Genomic DNA, 16,924 nt, shown 5'->3' on the forward strand with positions numbered 1-16,924 from the left:
TCAATAAACTCATTTAGTATATAAATCTCCAACTTTTTCGATAAGTCGGAGATCTAAATATCTATTTTTTTTTGAAGTGTAGCTATTTAAATTAAATATCGTAAATTAAACACTCCAAAGCGTCTGGATACATTTCACAATAGTCTTCTAAGCTTGTTTTTCGATGTTTTGCTTGTTTTTGATGGGCTTTCTCTATTTGCAATTCTTCAACAATATCCCAAGCTACTGCACAATTAACAGAATTATTACCATTTTCTTCACAAGTTGTTCTGGCTTTAACAATAGCTTCAATAATTGCTTCTTCAATGGGTTTTTTACCATTAATAACTTCGTTTAGGAATGTCATGATCAGATTACCTTTGTTGAGGAAAATAAAGGTTGATTAAGAACTTGAATGATTACTAATAAATAATTTTTATTTACGTTTAAATAATAAAACGCTAATAAATATAGGAATCCAGTTTAATTTTTGAAAAGATATGTATGCTATGGTAAACATAGCGTAATACATCAAACTTTTGATATTTTTTTCAAAAATAAAATAGTAGTCCTATGCAATTATTCAAAGTTAGTAAACTCTTTTTAAGATTAACAATTCAAATATTTATTTTTAGTTAATTTATATACTTTTTTATCTTATGATGATATAATCCTGACTTACTTATTCACAAGTAATAATTTATCAATGCTAAAGTATTAAATAATTAAAATATTTGACAATAGCTTTGCGTCTTCGTTGTCAATTTTATTTTTAGTAGTAAATATTGCAATAGTGTGAAGATATCAACCATGGTTTATTTGTTATTTTTGAGTTGTCATTTTAGAAGACTATAACTCTACTACATTAGTCCTCTTTTTATACTCTTTTTTAGTGAAGGTATGATGACAAGGATAATTTATTTTTTGGAAGTCCCTGAGAAAAATTTTGTGTAGATGATATTTATCATATCAAAACTGGTTAAAATAAAAGAAACATTGATTGCAGTTTTAGGATGATACCAGAATCAAATATTGAAGATGTTCAAGAACCAATTTCCAGCGCACCACCAGAAGTAAAGCAAATTATTGAAAGAGTATGGAGATTAGAGAAAAGTAGATTAGATAGAAAAAGCAAAGGCCATATTAATGATGATATTCTCGCAATTGTTAAGGAAGCAGTGCAATGAGGCTAACTTCTATTAAATTATGTAATTTTCGTTCGTTTTATGGGAAAACTCCAGAGATAATTTTAGCTAATGGAGATATTCGCAATACAACGATGATTTATGGTAGTAATGGAGCAGGTAAAACTAGTATTTTGAATGGGTTTACTTGGGTTTTATATGAGAAATTTAGTGCTGCTTTTGCGTCAACCGAACAGTTAGTAAATAAACGTGCGATCGCAGAATCTGAACCTGGTCAACCTGTAGAATGTTCAGTAGAAATTGGTTGGGAACATGAAAATATTCGCTATCGTGCTAAACGTGGTTGTCGAGTCTATAAAAACCAAAGTGATTTAATAGAAACTGGTAAAACTCAGTTAACTATGTGGTTAGCTGGAGATGATGGTCAATGGAAAATTCCTAATCAGTTACCAGAGGAAATCATTACCCAAATTCTACCATTAAGTTTACATCAATATTTTTTCTTTGACGGTGAACGTATTGAGGAAATTGTGCGTTCTCATAATAAAGCGGAAATCGCAGAAGCAATTAGAATTTTTTTGGGTGTGGAAGTGATTGAACTTTCTATTAAACACTTGAAAGAAGCAAAAAAGTCTTTAGAAACTGAATTTAAAAATATTGGTGACTCAGAAACTAAACAATTATTGACCAATCAACAAAAGCAAGAATTAGAAATTGAGACCATTAATAAACGTCAAACGGAAATAAATCAAGAGTTAGAATATCAACAGGTATTTAAAAAGGAAGTCAGTAATAAACTAAGAGAGTTGAGTGCTGTCAAGGAATTACAGGAAAAAAGGCAAAATTTAGAATCGCAAAGAGATAGTTTACGAGCAGAATTGAAGAAAACACGGGAGAATTTAAAAAAAGTTATTTCCGCACGGGGTTATACTGTTTTGTTAACAGAAACTACCGCTAAATTTCGGGAAATATTTATAGATTTAAAAAAACGTGGTGAATTAACAGCAGGGATTTCGCGGGAATTTGTCAATGATTTACTGAATACTGGACGTTGTATTTGTGGTGCAGATTTAAGGGAAGGAACTCATACTCATTTTCATGTGAAGAATCTCATGCGAAAAGCCGGTTCTTCAACTGTAGAAGAAACCGCAATTAGAATGAGCGCCCAAGTTGACGAAATTGATAAACAAGCTGTTGCTTTTTGGGAAGAAGCGGATAGGGAACAATTAAGAATTCAACAGTTGAGGGAAAATCTCAATCAAGTGGAGTTGGAATTAACAACTATTGAAGAACAATTACGAAAAGATCCCAATGAGGAAATTAGTAATTTACAAAAACGTCTGGATGAAATTGAATCTAAAATTGATGAATTAAATCGGGAACAAGGTGCAAATCACCAGGAACTTTCTCACTTAAAAATAAGTATGGATACTTTGATCAAACAAATATCTAAGCAAAAACAAAATGAGGAAAAACAATTTTTAGCACAGCGTCGTATTAATGCTACTCAGGATGCTATTGAACGATTGTTAGAAGTGAAAAACCGTCAAGAAAATCAGTTTCGTCTGCAATTGGAACAGCGAGTACAGGAAATCTTTTCAGAGATTTCTTTTACTCCCTATATTCCCAAAATTAGCGAAAACTATGAATTAAGTTTAGTGGAAAATACCACGGGAATTGAAGCACCAGTCGCAGCTTCTACGGGAGAAAATCAAATTCTCAGTCTGTCTTTTATCGCTAGTATTATTGATAAAGTGCGCGACTGGAGTGAGAAGAAAAAAATGATGATGGTTCCCGATAGTAGCACTTTTCCGATTGTTATGGATTCTCCTTTTGGGAGTTTAGATGCTAATTCCCGTCGTCACATTGCGCGTACTATTCCTAAGTTAGCAAATCAGTTGGTTGTGTTGGTGACTAAGACTCAATGGAGGGTAGAAGTTGAGGAGGAAATTGTTGATAAAATCGGGAAGGAATATGTTTTGGTTTATTATTCTTCTAAGCCTAATTGTGAACAGGATTTTATTGAGTTACACGGGGAAAGATATTCTTTGGTGCGACAGAGTTTGAATGGTTTTGAATATACGGAAATTGTTGAGGTTGAACGGGTTTAGAATGTTTCACGTAAAGGAAGAAAATTATGGTTGTTAGTTCTTTAAGTTTGGTTACTGATAGTTGGGTAAAGGTAAGTTGGGATGAATTTCTAGAAGTCGCTGAACATTCTGATTATCAGCACGGAAGATTTTATTTTTATGAAAATTATATGAGGGTAGAAATGTTACCAGTTGGTTTTCGTCATGGCCGTTATAATTCTATTGTTTCTAAGGTAGTGAGTTTATTTGCTACTCTCAAAAATATCAAAATTATTGAAGCTACTAATACCAGCTTTAGAAAAATAGGTGAAAGTGAATGTCAACCTGATTTAGCTTTTTATATTGGGGATAAAATCAAATTTCCACCTTTGAATAATTCTCCTGTCAATATTAATGAGTTAGCAGCACCTACTCTAGTTGTAGAAGTTGCTGCTTCTTCTATTAATGATGATTTGGGGTTTAAGCGATTACTCTATGAACGGTTGGGTGTAAAGGAATATTGGGTAATGGATGCTAATAATCATGATATTATTGCTTTGGAAATTATTGACGGTGGGAGTAGAAGAATTGAGGAGTCAAAGGTTTTACCAGGTTTACAAATATCTACTGTTCAGGAAGCCATTCAACGTAGTTTAAATCAAGATGATGGTGAGGTTAATCGCTGGTTGTTGCAAATTTTTAGTTAATTTATTTAGTTAATTTATTTTACGGAAAATTAGGAGGTAAATGTTATGGTTGCTAATTTTGATAGAAGTTATATGAGTCCTCTTGAGTATTTGGAGTGGGAGGAAAAGCAAGATATTAAATATGAATATATCAATGGTGAAGTTTTTGCTATGACCGGGGGAACTATTCCTCATAATGATATTGCTTTTAATTTAGCTTCTGGGTTAAAAAATCATTTAAAAGGTGGTAAGTGTCGTGTTAACATTGCTGATGCTAAAGTGGGTATATCGGAAAATGGTCCGTTTACTTATCCTGATGTTGTTGTTAGTTGTCACCCTAAAGATAAAAAAGCGCTTAAGTTTATTCAATTTCCTAGTTTAGTCGTTGAGGTGCTTTCTCCGAGTACGGAGGCTTATGATAGGGGAGGTAAGTTTCAGTTATATAGACAGATTCCAACTTTGCAGGAATATGTTTTAATTAGTGCTGATAAGGTGGGTTTGGATTGTTTTCGGTTAAATGATAGGGGTTTATGGGAGTTACATCCTTTTGTTGAGGGTGATGATGTACATTTAGTTAGTGTTGATTTTACTTTTCCTCTTTCTCTGGTTTATGAGGATGTTTTTTGATTCTTTGTTTCGCGCACAGTCGCAAAGAAGAGGGTAAGATTGTGGTATTAGTAAGTTAGCGTTGGTTTATGATGTTAAGGGTGTAGATTTTATAATTATGGCGGAAACTGGTAGAATCAGGGTTGCTAAGGATAAAGCTGAGTTGGTAAAAAGTTTAACTTCTGCTGATGGGGAAACTGGTCCTTTTCAGACTTTCGCTGATGTGATTGTTTTTGCTGCTGCTTTGGGTGTAAAGCATAGAAAGCGTATTCCTTTGGGGGAAATTTCTAAACGTGAACCTGCTCCAATTAGGTTAGAAGTTTTTGCAGTATCTGGATATGATATTTTAATTAAATTAATTGCGCTTACAGAAACTCAAGATATTATTATTTTGTCTCCTCATGAGGAAGAATACGAAAAACAACGTAATGGAATTTTTGAAGAATACGCTAATGGTGGACTAGAAATATTACAAAATGAGTTAAGAGGTGCGGTAGATTATTCTGAGCGGATTTTACTATTTCTCAGTTATGAAAGAGCAAACAATCAAAAAGAGGACGAGGAATTTGATTTAACTAAATTCCTCAGTTGAGTTAGGGTATGTTTAACAGGAAGAGTTATCTGTCCATCCTAATTCATATTTAATCTTTTTAACTGCATCTGTTACTGCATTTGCACCTGTAGATAGTTTATAACGCTTATTTGGATTTTTTGGGTTAGGATCTATTCTGATTAAAGTATTTTCCCAAATTGGATTATCTCTTGTCCAACCTATTTTTGCAAGTTGGGAAACTTTTGTTTCATCAAAATAATTACTGTCTTTGTTGTAAGTTAAATGTAGTAGTCTAGCCAAAACTTCCAGTCCCACACTCACACCCAATAGACATTCATCCTTAAATTTCCTGATCTCAGCAACAGTCAAATCTTCTGCTTTTTTTACAGAAATATATCTAGTATTACTACATTCATAGAAAAACCCATTGAGACAATTAGCCAGGGAGTTAGACGATATCACTACATCATAGTCGCTAAGTTCAGCTTCGGGATTATTAGTAAAAGCACAACTTACAGCCCTAGCTATGTAGTTATTTGTGTAAATAAATCCCTTGGTAACACGAGGATTATCATGAACCTTATCTGTCTTTTTATGAAAGATGTGTACTTGTTCTACCACTTTTTTAGTAATACCAACACGACCTTCAGATACACCAAATGACAATAGCAAAGCTTTATCAAGTTGTTTCGTTTGAGCCATATCTCGAAAATCTTTTTTACACTGATCAATGTCTTCTTCTAAAACCAGCGTAATTGGAAAATCATCATCACTAATTAAGTCACTTAGATCACCTTCAATTAATTTCTGAATAGCACTCTTACGATGTTGACCATCTGTAATCTCTAACTTTACTCCACGAGGGATTACAACTAAACAAATACCTCTCCCAAATTCAAGAATATTTATTTTTCCTAAAGCTACATTTGCTGTCAATGTTCCCAAAATCCAAGGTTTTCCTTTTTGCGCTTGCTCGATAATATAATTTTTGATCTCGTCAGCATGGCCTGGTACTTCTGGGCGTTGTCTACCTGAATCAGGATCATTCTCAGTAGCAGGTTTGATTACCAAAAGTGCAGGAAAATCTCCGGGTGGTATATTAATTTGTAGCATTTGTCGCTTACCGTGGCGCAAAATCAACCCCGGATAACAGCGTTCACGATGGTATTTAGAAAAGAATGGTTCTATAAATGAGCTAAACTGAGCTTTTACTTCAGGAGTAATATCGTTGTTATTTTCTTCGTTTAATTGAGTCATATCAAACCCGTATATTGAACTATATTAAAAATATAATAAACAACAATAGTGATATTAAGCATCAGTATAAAATCCAGAGCGATGTTACTAGCTAACTTGCTTAACTCAGTATAATCGGTAGTCCTACATCTTGCGGTTTGACAAACTTACCATCAAAACCTATAGTTTGTTCTTCTATAGTCCTAGCATTAGCTAAAGCCTTACGTAAACCAGTAACTTCTATTTTTTCAGTCATTCCCCCCAAAATGTAAATCAATAACTTCACAGCTAAATCTTTTCCTACTACTTGTACCCGCTTTTTATTCGGATCATATAAAACCCCATACCATAAAGATTGAGGATATTCCATACCACTAAAACCCCCTTGACGGTCAAATTTTTCTAACTTTTTAAAAATATCCGTCAAAGCAAAACCTTTTTTAAATACCAAATTTCCCAAAGCTTGCGCTAAAGCAATTTGAGAAACTGGACGAAATAGCATATTTCCCTCACCCCCGTCTTTTTCAAAATGGAAGCGACGTAAAACTGTTGTTTCTTCATGTTCTAATATTTTATAACTGGGAAGATTAGCTAAATGATCAAAAAGTAATCTAAAATCTGCAATTCCTTCCTGAATTTCTTCATTTTCTGGACGCATGGGAATTAACCCTTTTTCTAAAGGTTTCCAGTGAGGGAATTTTTGCCCCAAATATCTTTCAGACATATCTTGTAGGGCTTGCAGAGTGGTTAAAACCGTAGAATTAGCGGCTACGGTGGCACTATTCCAATTAACACGAGGATTGCGATTTGGCTTCTGTTCTAAAAGTGGATGTGTAACGGCAATTTTTCGCGCTACAATGGCAAAACCATCATCTTCATTTAGTTGTGCTAACTGACCTTTACTTAAAGGTGCAGCCATCAAATTTACATGAACAAAAATTGATCTGATTCGTCGTTTTGCTTCTGTATGAGTTTCTCCAGTATTCACCGCACAAATAAATTCAATACCAATTTTCTCTTTAGATAAACTTTGTAAATAAGCAGGTTCTACTTGATATTTATCGATCAAATCAGATAAAGTAATAAAACTTTCATCAGCAGTTTTATCTTTTTTATAACGTTGGAGTTTACCAGATTTAATTAATTCCATTAAACCCTGTACACCCATTAATCTATGTTGACCATCTAAAGCATAAATTGTCACATTCTCTTCAGAAATATTCAGTAAACCAACTTTACCATCTTTATCTAAGGGTATAAAATCAGTAGTCGCTTTTTTAGCCCGTCCTTGACTATCCCATTCTACTGCTTTGGGGTTATCTACCCAAGGTTGATTAATTACCACCAAAACAGCCGGAAATTTATGGTTTTTTCTCGCTGCTAAATACTGTACTAACGGGGCTTGACGCGACCAATCAACAGGTCGTTGTTGAATTTCATCAATGCTATCAGCATCAATTTCGATATTTTCCGTATCTGGGTTGTACTTTTTTTGCAGGAGGGGTAAACCTGACGCAAAATGTACCCGTCCCGCGAACCATTCCAAGGTAACAGAACCTATATAAGCCTCTGTACCACCCATTTCGGTTTTTTGGACAAGAATTTGGTCTTTTTTCTCTAAAAACCGGTTTAGCAGTAAAGCTAATACCTGTTTATCGTTATTTTCCCGTTCTAGATACTCATTAGCGAGTTGATTATTTAGTGTGTTTGTACTATCATTCATATTAATTTTTAAAAACTTATTGACTAATTGTTGCTTTATTATCCAAAAAAAATGGATACTAATGATGTTATTTTTAAAAATATTATGTTGCACTCATAGCTAGGTTGATTTATATACTAAATAATTCCATCGTCCCATAGGGAAGTATTGATTTTAGGTTCATGTATCTACAAGTAGGGGAAAAATGACTTATTCACAACAGCCAGAAAATAAAAATCAGCAAAATCGTACTGTACCGGAGTTAGTGGAGTATATCCAAGCTTTGACTACAGAAATTCAAGAATTGTATTGTTTAGACCAAATACCTTGGGTGGTAGGCTATTCCGGTGGAAAAGACAGCACTGCTACTTTACAGCTTATTTGGAATGCAATTTCTGGACTCCCACCGGAAAAAAGAACTAAAAAAATATATGTCATTACTACAGACACACTTGTAGAAAATCCTATTATTGCGGCTTGGGTACGTAATTCGTTAGAACAAATGAAATTTGAGTCACAAAAGCAAGGATTACCATTTGAACCCCATTTATTAAGTCCAGATTTTAAAGAAACATTTTGGGTAGGTTTAATTGGTAAGGGTTATCCAGCCCCAAGAGGAAAATTTCGTTGGTGTACAGAACGTCTTAAAATTAATCCTTCTAATCGGTTTATTCGTGATGTTGTTCGTAATAATGGAGAAGCAATTGTTGTATTAGGAACGCGCAAAGCTGAGAGCTTAAAACGCGCCCATAGAATGAAAAAGTTAGAAGCTCAGAGAGTAAGAGATCACCTAAGTCCTAATATGAATTTACCAAACTCTTTAGTTTATAGTCCTATTGAAGATTGGGAAAATGATGATGTATGGATTTATTTAATGCAATGGGAAAATCCCTGGAAATACAGTAATAAAGAGTTATTTGCTATTTATCGAGGTGCATCTGCTGATAATGAATGTCCTTTAGTTGTTGATACAACTACTCCCAGTTGTGGAAGTTCCCGTTTTGGTTGCTGGGTTTGTACTCTTGTTAGTCAAGATAAATCATTAACAGCAATGATTCAAAATGATGAAGAAAAAGAATGGATGCAACCATTATTAGATTTTCGCAAAGAATTAGATTTAGAAGAGAACCGTAACCGGAGAGATTTTCGCCGTAGACGTGGAGGTGTCCAACTGTATGAACGTAATTTAGAAGGTGAAGTATCTATTGAACCTATTCCTGGTCCATATCTTAAAGAAGCGCGGGAAGATTTTTTAAGAAAGCTGCTAAAAGTTGAAAAGCAAATTCGTCAAACAGCACCGGAAAATATGCGTGACATCACCCTACTTACTATAGAAGAATTAAGTGAAATTCGCCGAATCTGGTTAGAAGAAAGACACGAATTTGATGATAGTGTTCCCCGAATATATGAAGAAGTGACAGGAGAAGTATTTAAAGATCCCCGTCCTGGTGCAGATCAAAGTATACTTGGTAGTGATGAATGGGGAGTATTAGAAGAAATTTGTGACGGTGACGGAATGCACTTAGAATTAATGGCCAGACTATTAGATACAGAAAGACAATTTAAGAAAAAAACTCGCCGTGTGGGTATTTACGAAAGCCTAGAAAAATGCTTTGATACAAGTTCCCGTTCTCCAGAAGTAGCCATTAGAAATGCCCATTTAAAAAGAGATTTACGACAAGCAGCATTAGAAGGTGATGTTGCTACAGTGCGAGAAAAAGTCAAACAATTAACATTAGGAGATAGCCCGGATAAAGAAGAGAGTAAACCACAAACTTGGGCTAATTTCAAATATGCACAAAAGAACTTAGATAATAGCCCAGACCAATAGAATACTTCCTTCCCAGGGTAAGAATAACTTCTTCTTTCTTGTTCCTTTTTTCTTCGCGTTCTTCGCTCCTATCCCTTCGGGACGCTCTGCGAACGTGGTTCATTTAATCCATATTCTTCGGTGGGAAGAAAGTAATATATTTAACCTTCCCATAGTCATCCGATAGATAACAATATCAATCTCAAATCCCAAATCTAAAATCCCAAATCTAAAATCCAAAATTGTATCATGATCTTCCTAGAATTAGTTCTGCAAAACTTTGGTCCTTATGCTGGTAAACAAATCATCAACCTCAACCCCCAAATTGATGAAGATAACGCCCGCCCAATTATCCTTTTAGGGGGAATGAATGGTGGCGGAAAAACTACCTTAATAGATGCCATTCGTCTCGCATTATATGGACAACGCGCCCAATGTTCAACTAGAGGAAATCTGAGTTATAGTGATTTTTTAACCCAATGTGTCAACAGTAAAGCTAACCCCACAGAAAAAACCAGAATTGAATTGGTTTTTGAACATATCGAAGAAGATAGACCCATACAATATCGCGTTGTGCGGACTTGGGAAAAAAATCCTAAAGACGGTAAAGACCATTTAGGGATTTTAGGTGATGATGAAACTTGGCCAATTGATTCATTAGCAAATATTTGGGATGAATATATAGAAAATATCTTACCTTTAGGTATTTCCAATTTATTTCTCTTTGACGGTGAACAAGTTAAAGAACTTGCAGAACAGGAAATACCACCACCCATAGTTGTTGACGCAATTAATGGACTTTTGGGTTTAGAATTAGCAGATAAATTAGCAATTGATTTAGAGATTTTAGTGAATCGCAAAAAACGAGAATTTGCAGACAATAAAGATTTAGGTAAATTAGAAGAAATTGAAACTAAACTGCATGAAAAACAGCAAGAATATGAAAATAATCGGCAAAGACTAGCAACTGTTAATATGAAAGTTGCAGAATTAGAAAAAATTCAGGAAGAAGCCTTAGATAAATTTGTGAATGAAGGTGGTAAAATTGCTGCTGAACGTAGTCAATTAGAAAAACAAAGAGAAGAGAAAATCAAACTTGCTAATAACGTCCGTGAGTCCTTATGTGAATTAGCAGGTGATGTTTTACCTTTAGCGTTAATTAGTCCTTTATTATCTCAAATTCAAAGACAGGGAGAAAAAGAACTGAAAACTCAACAAATTCAATTAGCTAAAGATGTCTTAATTGCGAGAGATGAAAGATTAATTAATTGGCTAAGACAATTAAATATAGAGAATACTAATATTAGTAATATTCAATCTTTTTTAGCTGAAGATATCAATAACTTATATAGCAATAACTTATCCATAGAAAATACCTGGTTAAATGCAGATGAAGAAAGTTTAAGTTTAGTTGACAATATAACCTATCGGTTGCAAATTGGTCAAAATACAGCCCAAAAACAATTAGATGAATTAACTAATTATGAAGAAGAAATACTCACCCTAGAAAGACAAGTACAAACAGCGGCCGCACCAGAGGAATATATGAAATTACAAAAAGCAGTTAAACAGGCACAAACTGGATTTAATCAAATTAGATATCAAGCAGAAATGATGAATCAAAAACTGATAGAATTAGAAGCAGAAACCAAAAAACTGAGACAAGAATTAAATGAATATACAGTAGAAAATCTCAAATATCAAAATAGTGAACATATTATTAATTCTGCCGGAAAAGTGCAACAAACATTAAAAATATTTCGAGAAAGATTAACCCTGAGAAAATTGAATAAATTAGAAGAAGAAGTAAAAAACTGCTTTCTATATTTATTACATAAATCAGACCTAGTACATCGCATAGCCATAGACAGTAAAACCTTCGGCTTATCATTATATGATTTAAATGGAAAACCGGTTCCCAAACATCGGCTTTCAGCAGGAGAAAAACAACTATTAGCGATCGCATTTTTGTGGGGATTAGCTAAAGTATCAGGAAGACGTTTACCCATAGCCATAGACACCCCCTTAGGAAGACTAGACTCCTCTCACCGTAACAACTTAGTAGAAAGATATTTTCCCTCAGCCAGCCATCAAGTAATTCTCCTTTCCACCGACACCGAAATTGCGAAAAAAGAATATCAAAACCTGCAAGAAACCGAAGCCATAGCCCGTGAATACCTACTCCAATACAACTCCAGCAAACGAGAAACCACAATCAAACCTGGTTATTTTTGGTAATGGGTAATGGGTAATGGGTAATGGGTCATGGGTAATGGGTAATGGGTAATGGGTAGACCAGATTTTGAAGAGTTACAAGTGTATAAATTATCGGAAAAATTAGCAAATGAAATTTGGAAAGTGGTTATGGGATGGGATAATTTTAGTAAAGATACAATTGGTAAGCAGATTGTGCATTCAGCAGATAGCATTGGAGCAAATATAGCAGAGGGTAGAGGACGTTATAACTTTCAAGACAATAAACGCTTTATTAAAATAGCTAGAGGTTCTCTTAATGAAACAATTCATTGGTTGCGGCTTGCTTATGCCCGTAATTTATTAACAGTTGAACAAGTAAATATTCTCAAACCGATAATTCATGAACTTCCCGCAAAGTTAAATGCTTATTTAAATTCGATTGGTAATGACTAATAGATTTTTCCAATTACCAATTACCAATTACCAATTACCAATTACCAATTACCAAAATCATGGAATCACCAATAGAAAGAATCAAACTTTCCCAAACAGCCAAAGAACAACTACTCAAACTCAAACGCAGCACCAAAATCGAACAATGGAACATATTATGTCGGTGGGCTTTTTGTCGTTCTCTTGCAGAACCCGCAGCACCGTCACCTGTACCTATTCCCCAAGATAGCAACGTGGAGATGACATGGCGGGTTTTTGGGGGAGAAATAGCGGATATTTTACTGTTGGCTCTCAAACAACGCTGTTACAATGACGGTTTAGATACAGATAGAGAGACCCTAATTACCCAATTTCGCTTACACTTACATAGAGGTATTGGCTACCTAGCAGGAGATCAGAATATTAAGAAAATTGAAGATCTAATTGAACTGTCCACAAAGAAAGTAAGATCCTGATTTTGCGATCGTTGTGCCACCCCAATGGCCGATAACTGCAAATATCCTAAGTGACGAGGAAAAGTAAATTACCCACCATTTCCCTGAGGGTAAGTGGGAGCTTTAAAAGCCCAGAGTTTACCCGACTAAGTGTTAAATCACTACGATTTTCAGGTCATCTCACCTACAAATACGCAGCCAGTTTGTAGCTGGTGAGGTTAACAGTTAAACAGGCTTATTGGGTTAATCCAGTGCTGTTGCGTAAAAAGCCTTTAAATCTTTGTCTAGGCTAACATTACCCGCAAGGAGGGACAATATGTCCAAAGTATTTGTTTTAGATACCAACTTCACGCCATTAAACCCAATTCATAAGGAATATCACATAAGTTTTGTAAACGCATTCACGCAAAGGATGGTTATTTGTATGCAGTATAAAAGATTTGTTAATTGCTCAACTGTCCCTCTCATTGTTTGTGCTGGCACACAAAATTACTCAAGGGAAGTTTCACAATTAACCCTCCATTCCTCCCATCACCAAACTGAGTACAGTTTTGGTGGGGGTCTCCTGGAGGAGGTTTAGATGAATCCAGTCAAGTCCCTACTGCGAGTTTTCGGTAGCCCAAAAATGGCGGCCTTGATCCTACTCGGATTTTCATCCGGGTTGCCCTTGTTTTTGACCAGCAAGACCTTACAAGCATGGATGACCGTTGAGAAGGTAGATTTAACCGCTATCGGCTTATTTAGCCTGGTAGGTGTGCCATATTCCTTAAAATTTCTCTGGTCACCGGTGTTAGACTGGTTTACATTACCATTTTTAGGCAGAAGACGGGGTTGGCTAATTGTAATTCAAATTGGGTTATTAATAGCGATCGCGGCCATGTCCCTACAGCAACCCAAACAAGCCCTGCAATTCCTAGCTATTAACGCTGTCGTCATTGCCTTCCTGAGCGCCACCCAAGACATCGCTGCTGATGCTTACCGTACGGATATTCTCGAACCGCTGGAAATGGGCGCAGGTGCAGCAGTATTTGTACTAGGTTATCGCATTGCTTTACTACTCACAGGCTCTTTAGCCCTGATTCTTGCTGATAGAATAGCTTGGTCATCAGTATACTTATTCATGTCCGTAGGTATGGGACTAGGGATTATTGCCACTTTGTTTGCACCAGAACCCAAAGAAATCAATCCCCCAGCATCTTTAACCGAGGCTGTAATTCTGCCCTTTGGGGAATTTATCCAGCGTCAAGGATTGGTTCAAGCTATACTTACTCTGCTATTTATTGTCCTTTATAAACTCGGTGATTCCTTTGTCAATAATATGTCCACACCGTTTTTACTGCAAACGGGCTTCACACAAACCGACATTGGCGCAATTCAAGGCGGTATGGGATTAATAGCCACAATAGTTGGTACATTGGCAGGGGGCGCGTTTTTGAGTAAAATTGGATTAAATCGCTCACTTTGGGTATTTGGTGCTTTACAAGCAGTCAGCAACCTAGCCTATCTAATTCTGGCACAAGTTGGTAAAAATTATCAGTTTCTCCTCCTGACAATTAATATAGAAAACTTTTGTGCTGGATTAGGAACAGCGGCCTTTGTGGCCTTTTTGATGAGTATGTGTAATCAACGGTATTCTGCCACACAATATGCTTTACTTTCTAGTTTTATGGCCGTAAGTCGTGATATTCTAGTTGCGCCAGCCGGTTCTTTAGCCAAAAGTACAGGATGGCCGTTATTTTTTGTAATTAGTATCTTTGCTGCTGTACCGGGACTTCTACTATTACCATTGTTTGCCCCTTGGAATCCCAAACCGTTAGCAATTAACAGACCAGGACTAGAAGAAGAAGATATATGGGACCCCAAGTAGTTATTATTGCTGGTACATTCGTTCTCATAGTCACAGGTTTATTACTGGGCTATGTCATCTCACAATTAGTTCTGCAAAATCTGGCTTTTAATTTCCTCACACTACTAGGAACAATTAGTCTGATTCTGATTTTTGGTACACTCTATTACGTCTTATTTTGGCAATTACGGAGAGAACCCCAGAAAACAGTTACTCCCACCATACTCAAGCAACCAGAGGAAGAATTTACTAGCAATTACTTAAAAAATCGCCTAATTGCTAGATTATCTGGAGATGTGGCTGCTGCGGAAAGACTCATTCAACAAGCCAAGGAAAACGCTCCGGAAATGCCAGAAAATTGGTATTGTGAAAAGGTCTTAGATGAATTAGACCAAAATCAGGAATCGTAGCCAGCCTTTACCAAATTGGAATAATTGCTAAAATCAAGATAGTCCCTATTTATTCACACGAACACCATGGCCTTTTTACGTCAATATATCGCCCCTTTGATTGCAGTCTTGATTTTTACCTTTGCTTTGGTCGCAGTCAGCGCCAGGATCTTTTTACCATCGGACATGGCTGCCCCCGCACCTATTGGGATCATAATTAAGTAATTGGGGAATCAGTCCATTTTGAATTTACTCCCAGGCTATGCTATTGAGCAAGGTTCTACCGTAGATCAAGCCCTCTTGGTAAAATTCATGGAGCGGACTTACCAAGAACAATTCCCCAATCAAAACTTTTCTCACCTAACCCGTACCGTTGAACAATATTTGTCCCGTGATACCCCTTTATGGTGGGTATATGATGAACAGGAAACAAAAAATCACCACCAATCACCCATAGGCTGTCTTTGGGTGGGAAATGCTATAGATCAGGTCAGCGGCGATCGCCATCCTCATATTTTTCTTCTCTATGTGATGCCAGAATATCGCCATAGAGGTATTGGCAAAGCATTAATGAATTATATAGAAAATTGGGCTAAACAAAGGGGATACAGACAAATCGGACTACAAGTATTTCAAACAAACACACCCGCATTAGATCTTTATCATCAACTCGGTTATCAAGAACAATCCCTCTGGATGGTAAAATCACTTCAGTCGCGTGAGAATTGACAATTGACAATTGACAATTAGTAATTCATGAATTACCGCCATCCAGGAATAGGGGTTACAGTGGAATCATTATGTACGACGAATACGAACTAAGCCTACTTGATACCGAAGGGGAGCTTATTACCCCCCTAGACCAAATAGAACCACTTACTGATGAATCAGAAGTAGAAAAACCTGATGTAGAATTAATGCTGGTACTCCTGAAAAATCCCCAGCCCCAACAGCGGATGTTAGCAGCGCGTGCTTTTTGCGATCTTCAGGATCAACGAGCAACACCCCATCTCATCCACCTATTAACAGATAACTGTCCCCTGGTGCGAGTCAGCGCCGCTTATGGTATCGGCCGCAACCCGTCCTCGGAAGCCGTAGCACCATTAATTACTCAACTCAACCGCGATGGGAATGGTTATGTTCGCAAAGGAGTAGTATGGGCTTTAGGAAACTGTCGTGATTTTCGTTCCTTAGCACCCCTCACAGATGCCCTCAGAACCGATATTTCCGCAGTTCGTCTCTGGTCTGCCAGCGCCCTAGCACAGATGACAGAAGTAGGTTATGAAGCCATTGTAGGTGCTATTCCTGCCCTGATTGAAGCCTTGGTTAAAGACCCTGTAGCCGCTGTGCGTAGTAACTCCGCTTGGACAATCGGCCAGCTTTGTAAAGAACTACCTTCCAATGTCGTCTATGCTACAGCAATAGACGCGCTAATTCAAGCTTTTGCTGAAGACAAAGACTTAGGAGTCAGAGAAGACACTAAAGCCGCGCTTCTGGGAGTAGGAGATCCTCGCGGTTTACAATTAATTGAAACCCTGGAACAAGAAGGATGGTTTTAGAGATACACAACTAACGTAGTTAAACCTTGGTCAAACAGTGTCAATTGCTGATAATTCGCTCTCTGATTGACCTGACTTCAGGTTCTAGAGTCTGGGGCTTATCCTGGCCCGTTATCGCTGCGGTTTCCATCAAAGAATCCCGAAACTTCTGACTTCTTTCTAACAAGATTTTCTTCACATCGGAATGTTTCATATATCGAGTGATTTCAACATCACTCATTCTTGCTAGAATATTGTCAGCAGCGTTAGTATCTGAGTGCA

At 36.5% G+C, this 16,924-nt stretch carries 17 protein-coding genes and 1 pseudogene; 14 read left to right on the top strand and 4 right to left on the bottom strand.

Features of this window, described 5'->3' with window-relative positions; genetic code table 11:
• Nucleotides 1-91: 91 nt before the first annotated feature.
• Nucleotides 92-346: a Calvin cycle protein CP12 gene (locus FFO06_RS05975; RefSeq protein WP_137907211.1), complete on the bottom strand. Its 255-nt coding sequence runs from the start codon at nt 344-346 to the stop codon at nt 92-94.
• Between the two features lie 646 nt (nt 347-992).
• Between FFO06_RS05975 and FFO06_RS21105 the strand changes: the two genes are divergently transcribed.
• The 5 genes from FFO06_RS21105 (at nt 993) to FFO06_RS05995 (ending at nt 5,077) form a co-directional block, all read left to right on the top strand.
• On the top strand, nt 993-1,166 hold the full coding sequence (locus tag FFO06_RS21105) for a hypothetical protein (protein WP_162501174.1): 174 nt from the start codon (nt 993-995) through the stop codon (nt 1,164-1,166).
• Nucleotides 1,163-3,235 (top strand): AAA family ATPase, encoded by a 2,073-nt coding sequence (locus FFO06_RS05980; RefSeq protein ID WP_137907212.1) that lies wholly within the window; start codon nt 1,163-1,165, stop codon nt 3,233-3,235. Before FFO06_RS21105 ends, FFO06_RS05980 begins: the two co-directional genes overlap by 4 nt.
• Nucleotides 3,236-3,261: 26 nt before the next feature.
• Nucleotides 3,262-3,900, top strand: coding sequence for a Uma2 family endonuclease (locus tag FFO06_RS05985; RefSeq protein WP_137907213.1), 639 nt, complete (start codon nt 3,262-3,264; stop codon nt 3,898-3,900).
• 45 nt (nt 3,901-3,945) lie between these two features.
• The gene (locus FFO06_RS05990; protein ID WP_137907214.1) at nt 3,946-4,506 is read left to right on the top strand and encodes a Uma2 family endonuclease; all 561 of its coding nucleotides are present in this window, start codon (nt 3,946-3,948) and stop codon (nt 4,504-4,506) included.
• A 97-nt stretch (nt 4,507-4,603) separates the two neighbouring features.
• A complete protein-coding gene (locus FFO06_RS05995) occupies nt 4,604-5,077 on the top strand; it encodes a DNA phosphorothioation-associated protein 4 (protein ID WP_137907215.1) in 474 nt (157 codons plus the stop codon).
• 12 nt (nt 5,078-5,089) lie between these two features.
• On the opposite strand, the gene FFO06_RS06000 is transcribed toward FFO06_RS05995, so the two are convergent.
• Nucleotides 5,090-6,295, bottom strand: coding sequence for a DNA sulfur modification protein DndB (locus tag FFO06_RS06000; RefSeq protein ID WP_137907216.1), 1,206 nt, complete (start codon nt 6,293-6,295; stop codon nt 5,090-5,092).
• Nucleotides 6,296-6,395: 100 nt separating this feature from the next.
• Complete coding sequence (locus FFO06_RS06005; protein WP_137907217.1) at nt 6,396-7,997, bottom strand: DGQHR domain-containing protein; 1,602 nt, start codon at nt 7,995-7,997, stop codon at nt 6,396-6,398.
• Between the two features lie 184 nt (nt 7,998-8,181).
• Here FFO06_RS06005 and dndC point away from each other — a divergent pair, with 184 nt between their 5' ends.
• The 9 genes from dndC to FFO06_RS06050 all read left to right on the top strand — a co-directional run bounded on the left by dndC (nt 8,182) and on the right by FFO06_RS06050 (nt 16,663).
• On the top strand, nt 8,182-9,807 hold the full coding sequence (gene dndC, locus FFO06_RS06010; protein ID WP_137907218.1) for a DNA phosphorothioation system sulfurtransferase DndC: 1,626 nt from the start codon (nt 8,182-8,184) through the stop codon (nt 9,805-9,807).
• A gap of 228 nt (nt 9,808-10,035) precedes the next feature.
• Complete coding sequence (gene dndD, locus FFO06_RS06015; RefSeq protein WP_137907219.1) at nt 10,036-12,024, top strand: DNA sulfur modification protein DndD; 1,989 nt, start codon at nt 10,036-10,038, stop codon at nt 12,022-12,024.
• A 48-nt stretch (nt 12,025-12,072) separates the two neighbouring features.
• A complete protein-coding gene (locus tag FFO06_RS06020; protein ID WP_137907220.1) occupies nt 12,073-12,435 on the top strand; it encodes a four helix bundle protein in 363 nt (120 codons plus the stop codon).
• A 59-nt stretch (nt 12,436-12,494) separates the two neighbouring features.
• Complete coding sequence (dndE, locus tag FFO06_RS06025; protein ID WP_137907221.1) at nt 12,495-12,890, top strand: DNA sulfur modification protein DndE; 396 nt, start codon at nt 12,495-12,497, stop codon at nt 12,888-12,890.
• Between the two features lie 559 nt (nt 12,891-13,449).
• Nucleotides 13,450-14,736 carry an AmpG family muropeptide MFS transporter gene (locus tag FFO06_RS06035; RefSeq protein WP_137907223.1) on the top strand — a complete coding sequence of 429 codons (1,287 nt, stop codon included), beginning with the start codon at nt 13,450-13,452 and terminating at the stop codon, nt 14,734-14,736.
• Nucleotides 14,721-15,125 carry an ABC transporter permease gene (locus FFO06_RS06040; RefSeq protein ID WP_137907224.1) on the top strand — a complete coding sequence of 135 codons (405 nt, stop codon included), beginning with the start codon at nt 14,721-14,723 and terminating at the stop codon, nt 15,123-15,125. Before FFO06_RS06035 ends, FFO06_RS06040 begins: the two co-directional genes overlap by 16 nt.
• A gap of 66 nt (nt 15,126-15,191) precedes the next feature.
• On the top strand, nt 15,192-15,329 hold the full coding sequence (locus FFO06_RS22690) for a DUF8624 family small hydrophobic protein (RefSeq protein WP_168358188.1): 138 nt from the start codon (nt 15,192-15,194) through the stop codon (nt 15,327-15,329).
• A gap of 18 nt (nt 15,330-15,347) precedes the next feature.
• Nucleotides 15,348-15,833: a GNAT family N-acetyltransferase gene (locus tag FFO06_RS06045; RefSeq protein ID WP_236097077.1), complete on the top strand. Its 486-nt coding sequence runs from the start codon at nt 15,348-15,350 to the stop codon at nt 15,831-15,833.
• Nucleotides 15,834-15,904: 71 nt separating this feature from the next.
• Nucleotides 15,905-16,663 (top strand): HEAT repeat domain-containing protein, encoded by a 759-nt coding sequence (locus FFO06_RS06050; protein ID WP_137907225.1) that lies wholly within the window; start codon nt 15,905-15,907, stop codon nt 16,661-16,663.
• Nucleotides 16,664-16,703: 40 nt separating this feature from the next.
• On the opposite strand, the pseudogene FFO06_RS06055 reads toward FFO06_RS06050, so the two are convergent.
• Nucleotides 16,704-16,924 (bottom strand): annotated as a pseudogene (locus FFO06_RS06055) (hypothetical protein); the annotation flags it as partial.

This window comes from Dolichospermum planctonicum (genome assembly GCF_005402965.1).
Lineage (GTDB): Bacteria > Cyanobacteriota > Cyanobacteriia > Cyanobacteriales > Nostocaceae > Dolichospermum > Dolichospermum planctonicum.

Bases quoted from the DNA above. Each gene is read 5' to 3' on its own strand.
- FFO06_RS05995 (WP_137907215.1), top strand. From the start codon at position 4,604: ATGGCGGAAACTGGTAGAATCAGGGTTGCTAAGGATAAAGCTGAGTTG.
- dndD (WP_137907219.1), top strand. From the start codon at position 10,036: ATGATCTTCCTAGAATTAGTTCTGCAAAACTTTGGTCCTTATGCTGGT.
- FFO06_RS05975 (WP_137907211.1), bottom strand. From the start codon at position 346: ATGACATTCCTAAACGAAGTTATTAATGGTAAAAAACCCATTGAAGAA.
- dndC (WP_137907218.1), top strand. From the start codon at position 8,182: ATGACTTATTCACAACAGCCAGAAAATAAAAATCAGCAAAATCGTACT.
- FFO06_RS06000 (WP_137907216.1), bottom strand. From the start codon at position 6,295: ATGACTCAATTAAACGAAGAAAATAACAACGATATTACTCCTGAAGTA.
- FFO06_RS05985 (WP_137907213.1), top strand. From the start codon at position 3,262: ATGGTTGTTAGTTCTTTAAGTTTGGTTACTGATAGTTGGGTAAAGGTA.
- FFO06_RS06050 (WP_137907225.1), top strand. From the start codon at position 15,905: ATGTACGACGAATACGAACTAAGCCTACTTGATACCGAAGGGGAGCTT.
- FFO06_RS05980 (WP_137907212.1), top strand. From the start codon at position 1,163: ATGAGGCTAACTTCTATTAAATTATGTAATTTTCGTTCGTTTTATGGG.
- FFO06_RS06035 (WP_137907223.1), top strand. From the start codon at position 13,450: ATGAATCCAGTCAAGTCCCTACTGCGAGTTTTCGGTAGCCCAAAAATG.
- FFO06_RS22690 (WP_168358188.1), top strand. From the start codon at position 15,192: ATGGCCTTTTTACGTCAATATATCGCCCCTTTGATTGCAGTCTTGATT.
- dndE (WP_137907221.1), top strand. From the start codon at position 12,495: ATGGAATCACCAATAGAAAGAATCAAACTTTCCCAAACAGCCAAAGAA.
- FFO06_RS06020 (WP_137907220.1), top strand. From the start codon at position 12,073: ATGGGTAGACCAGATTTTGAAGAGTTACAAGTGTATAAATTATCGGAA.
- FFO06_RS21105 (WP_162501174.1), top strand. From the start codon at position 993: ATGATACCAGAATCAAATATTGAAGATGTTCAAGAACCAATTTCCAGC.
- FFO06_RS05990 (WP_137907214.1), top strand. From the start codon at position 3,946: ATGGTTGCTAATTTTGATAGAAGTTATATGAGTCCTCTTGAGTATTTG.
- FFO06_RS06040 (WP_137907224.1), top strand. From the start codon at position 14,721: ATGGGACCCCAAGTAGTTATTATTGCTGGTACATTCGTTCTCATAGTC.
- FFO06_RS06005 (WP_137907217.1), bottom strand. From the start codon at position 7,997: ATGAATGATAGTACAAACACACTAAATAATCAACTCGCTAATGAGTAT.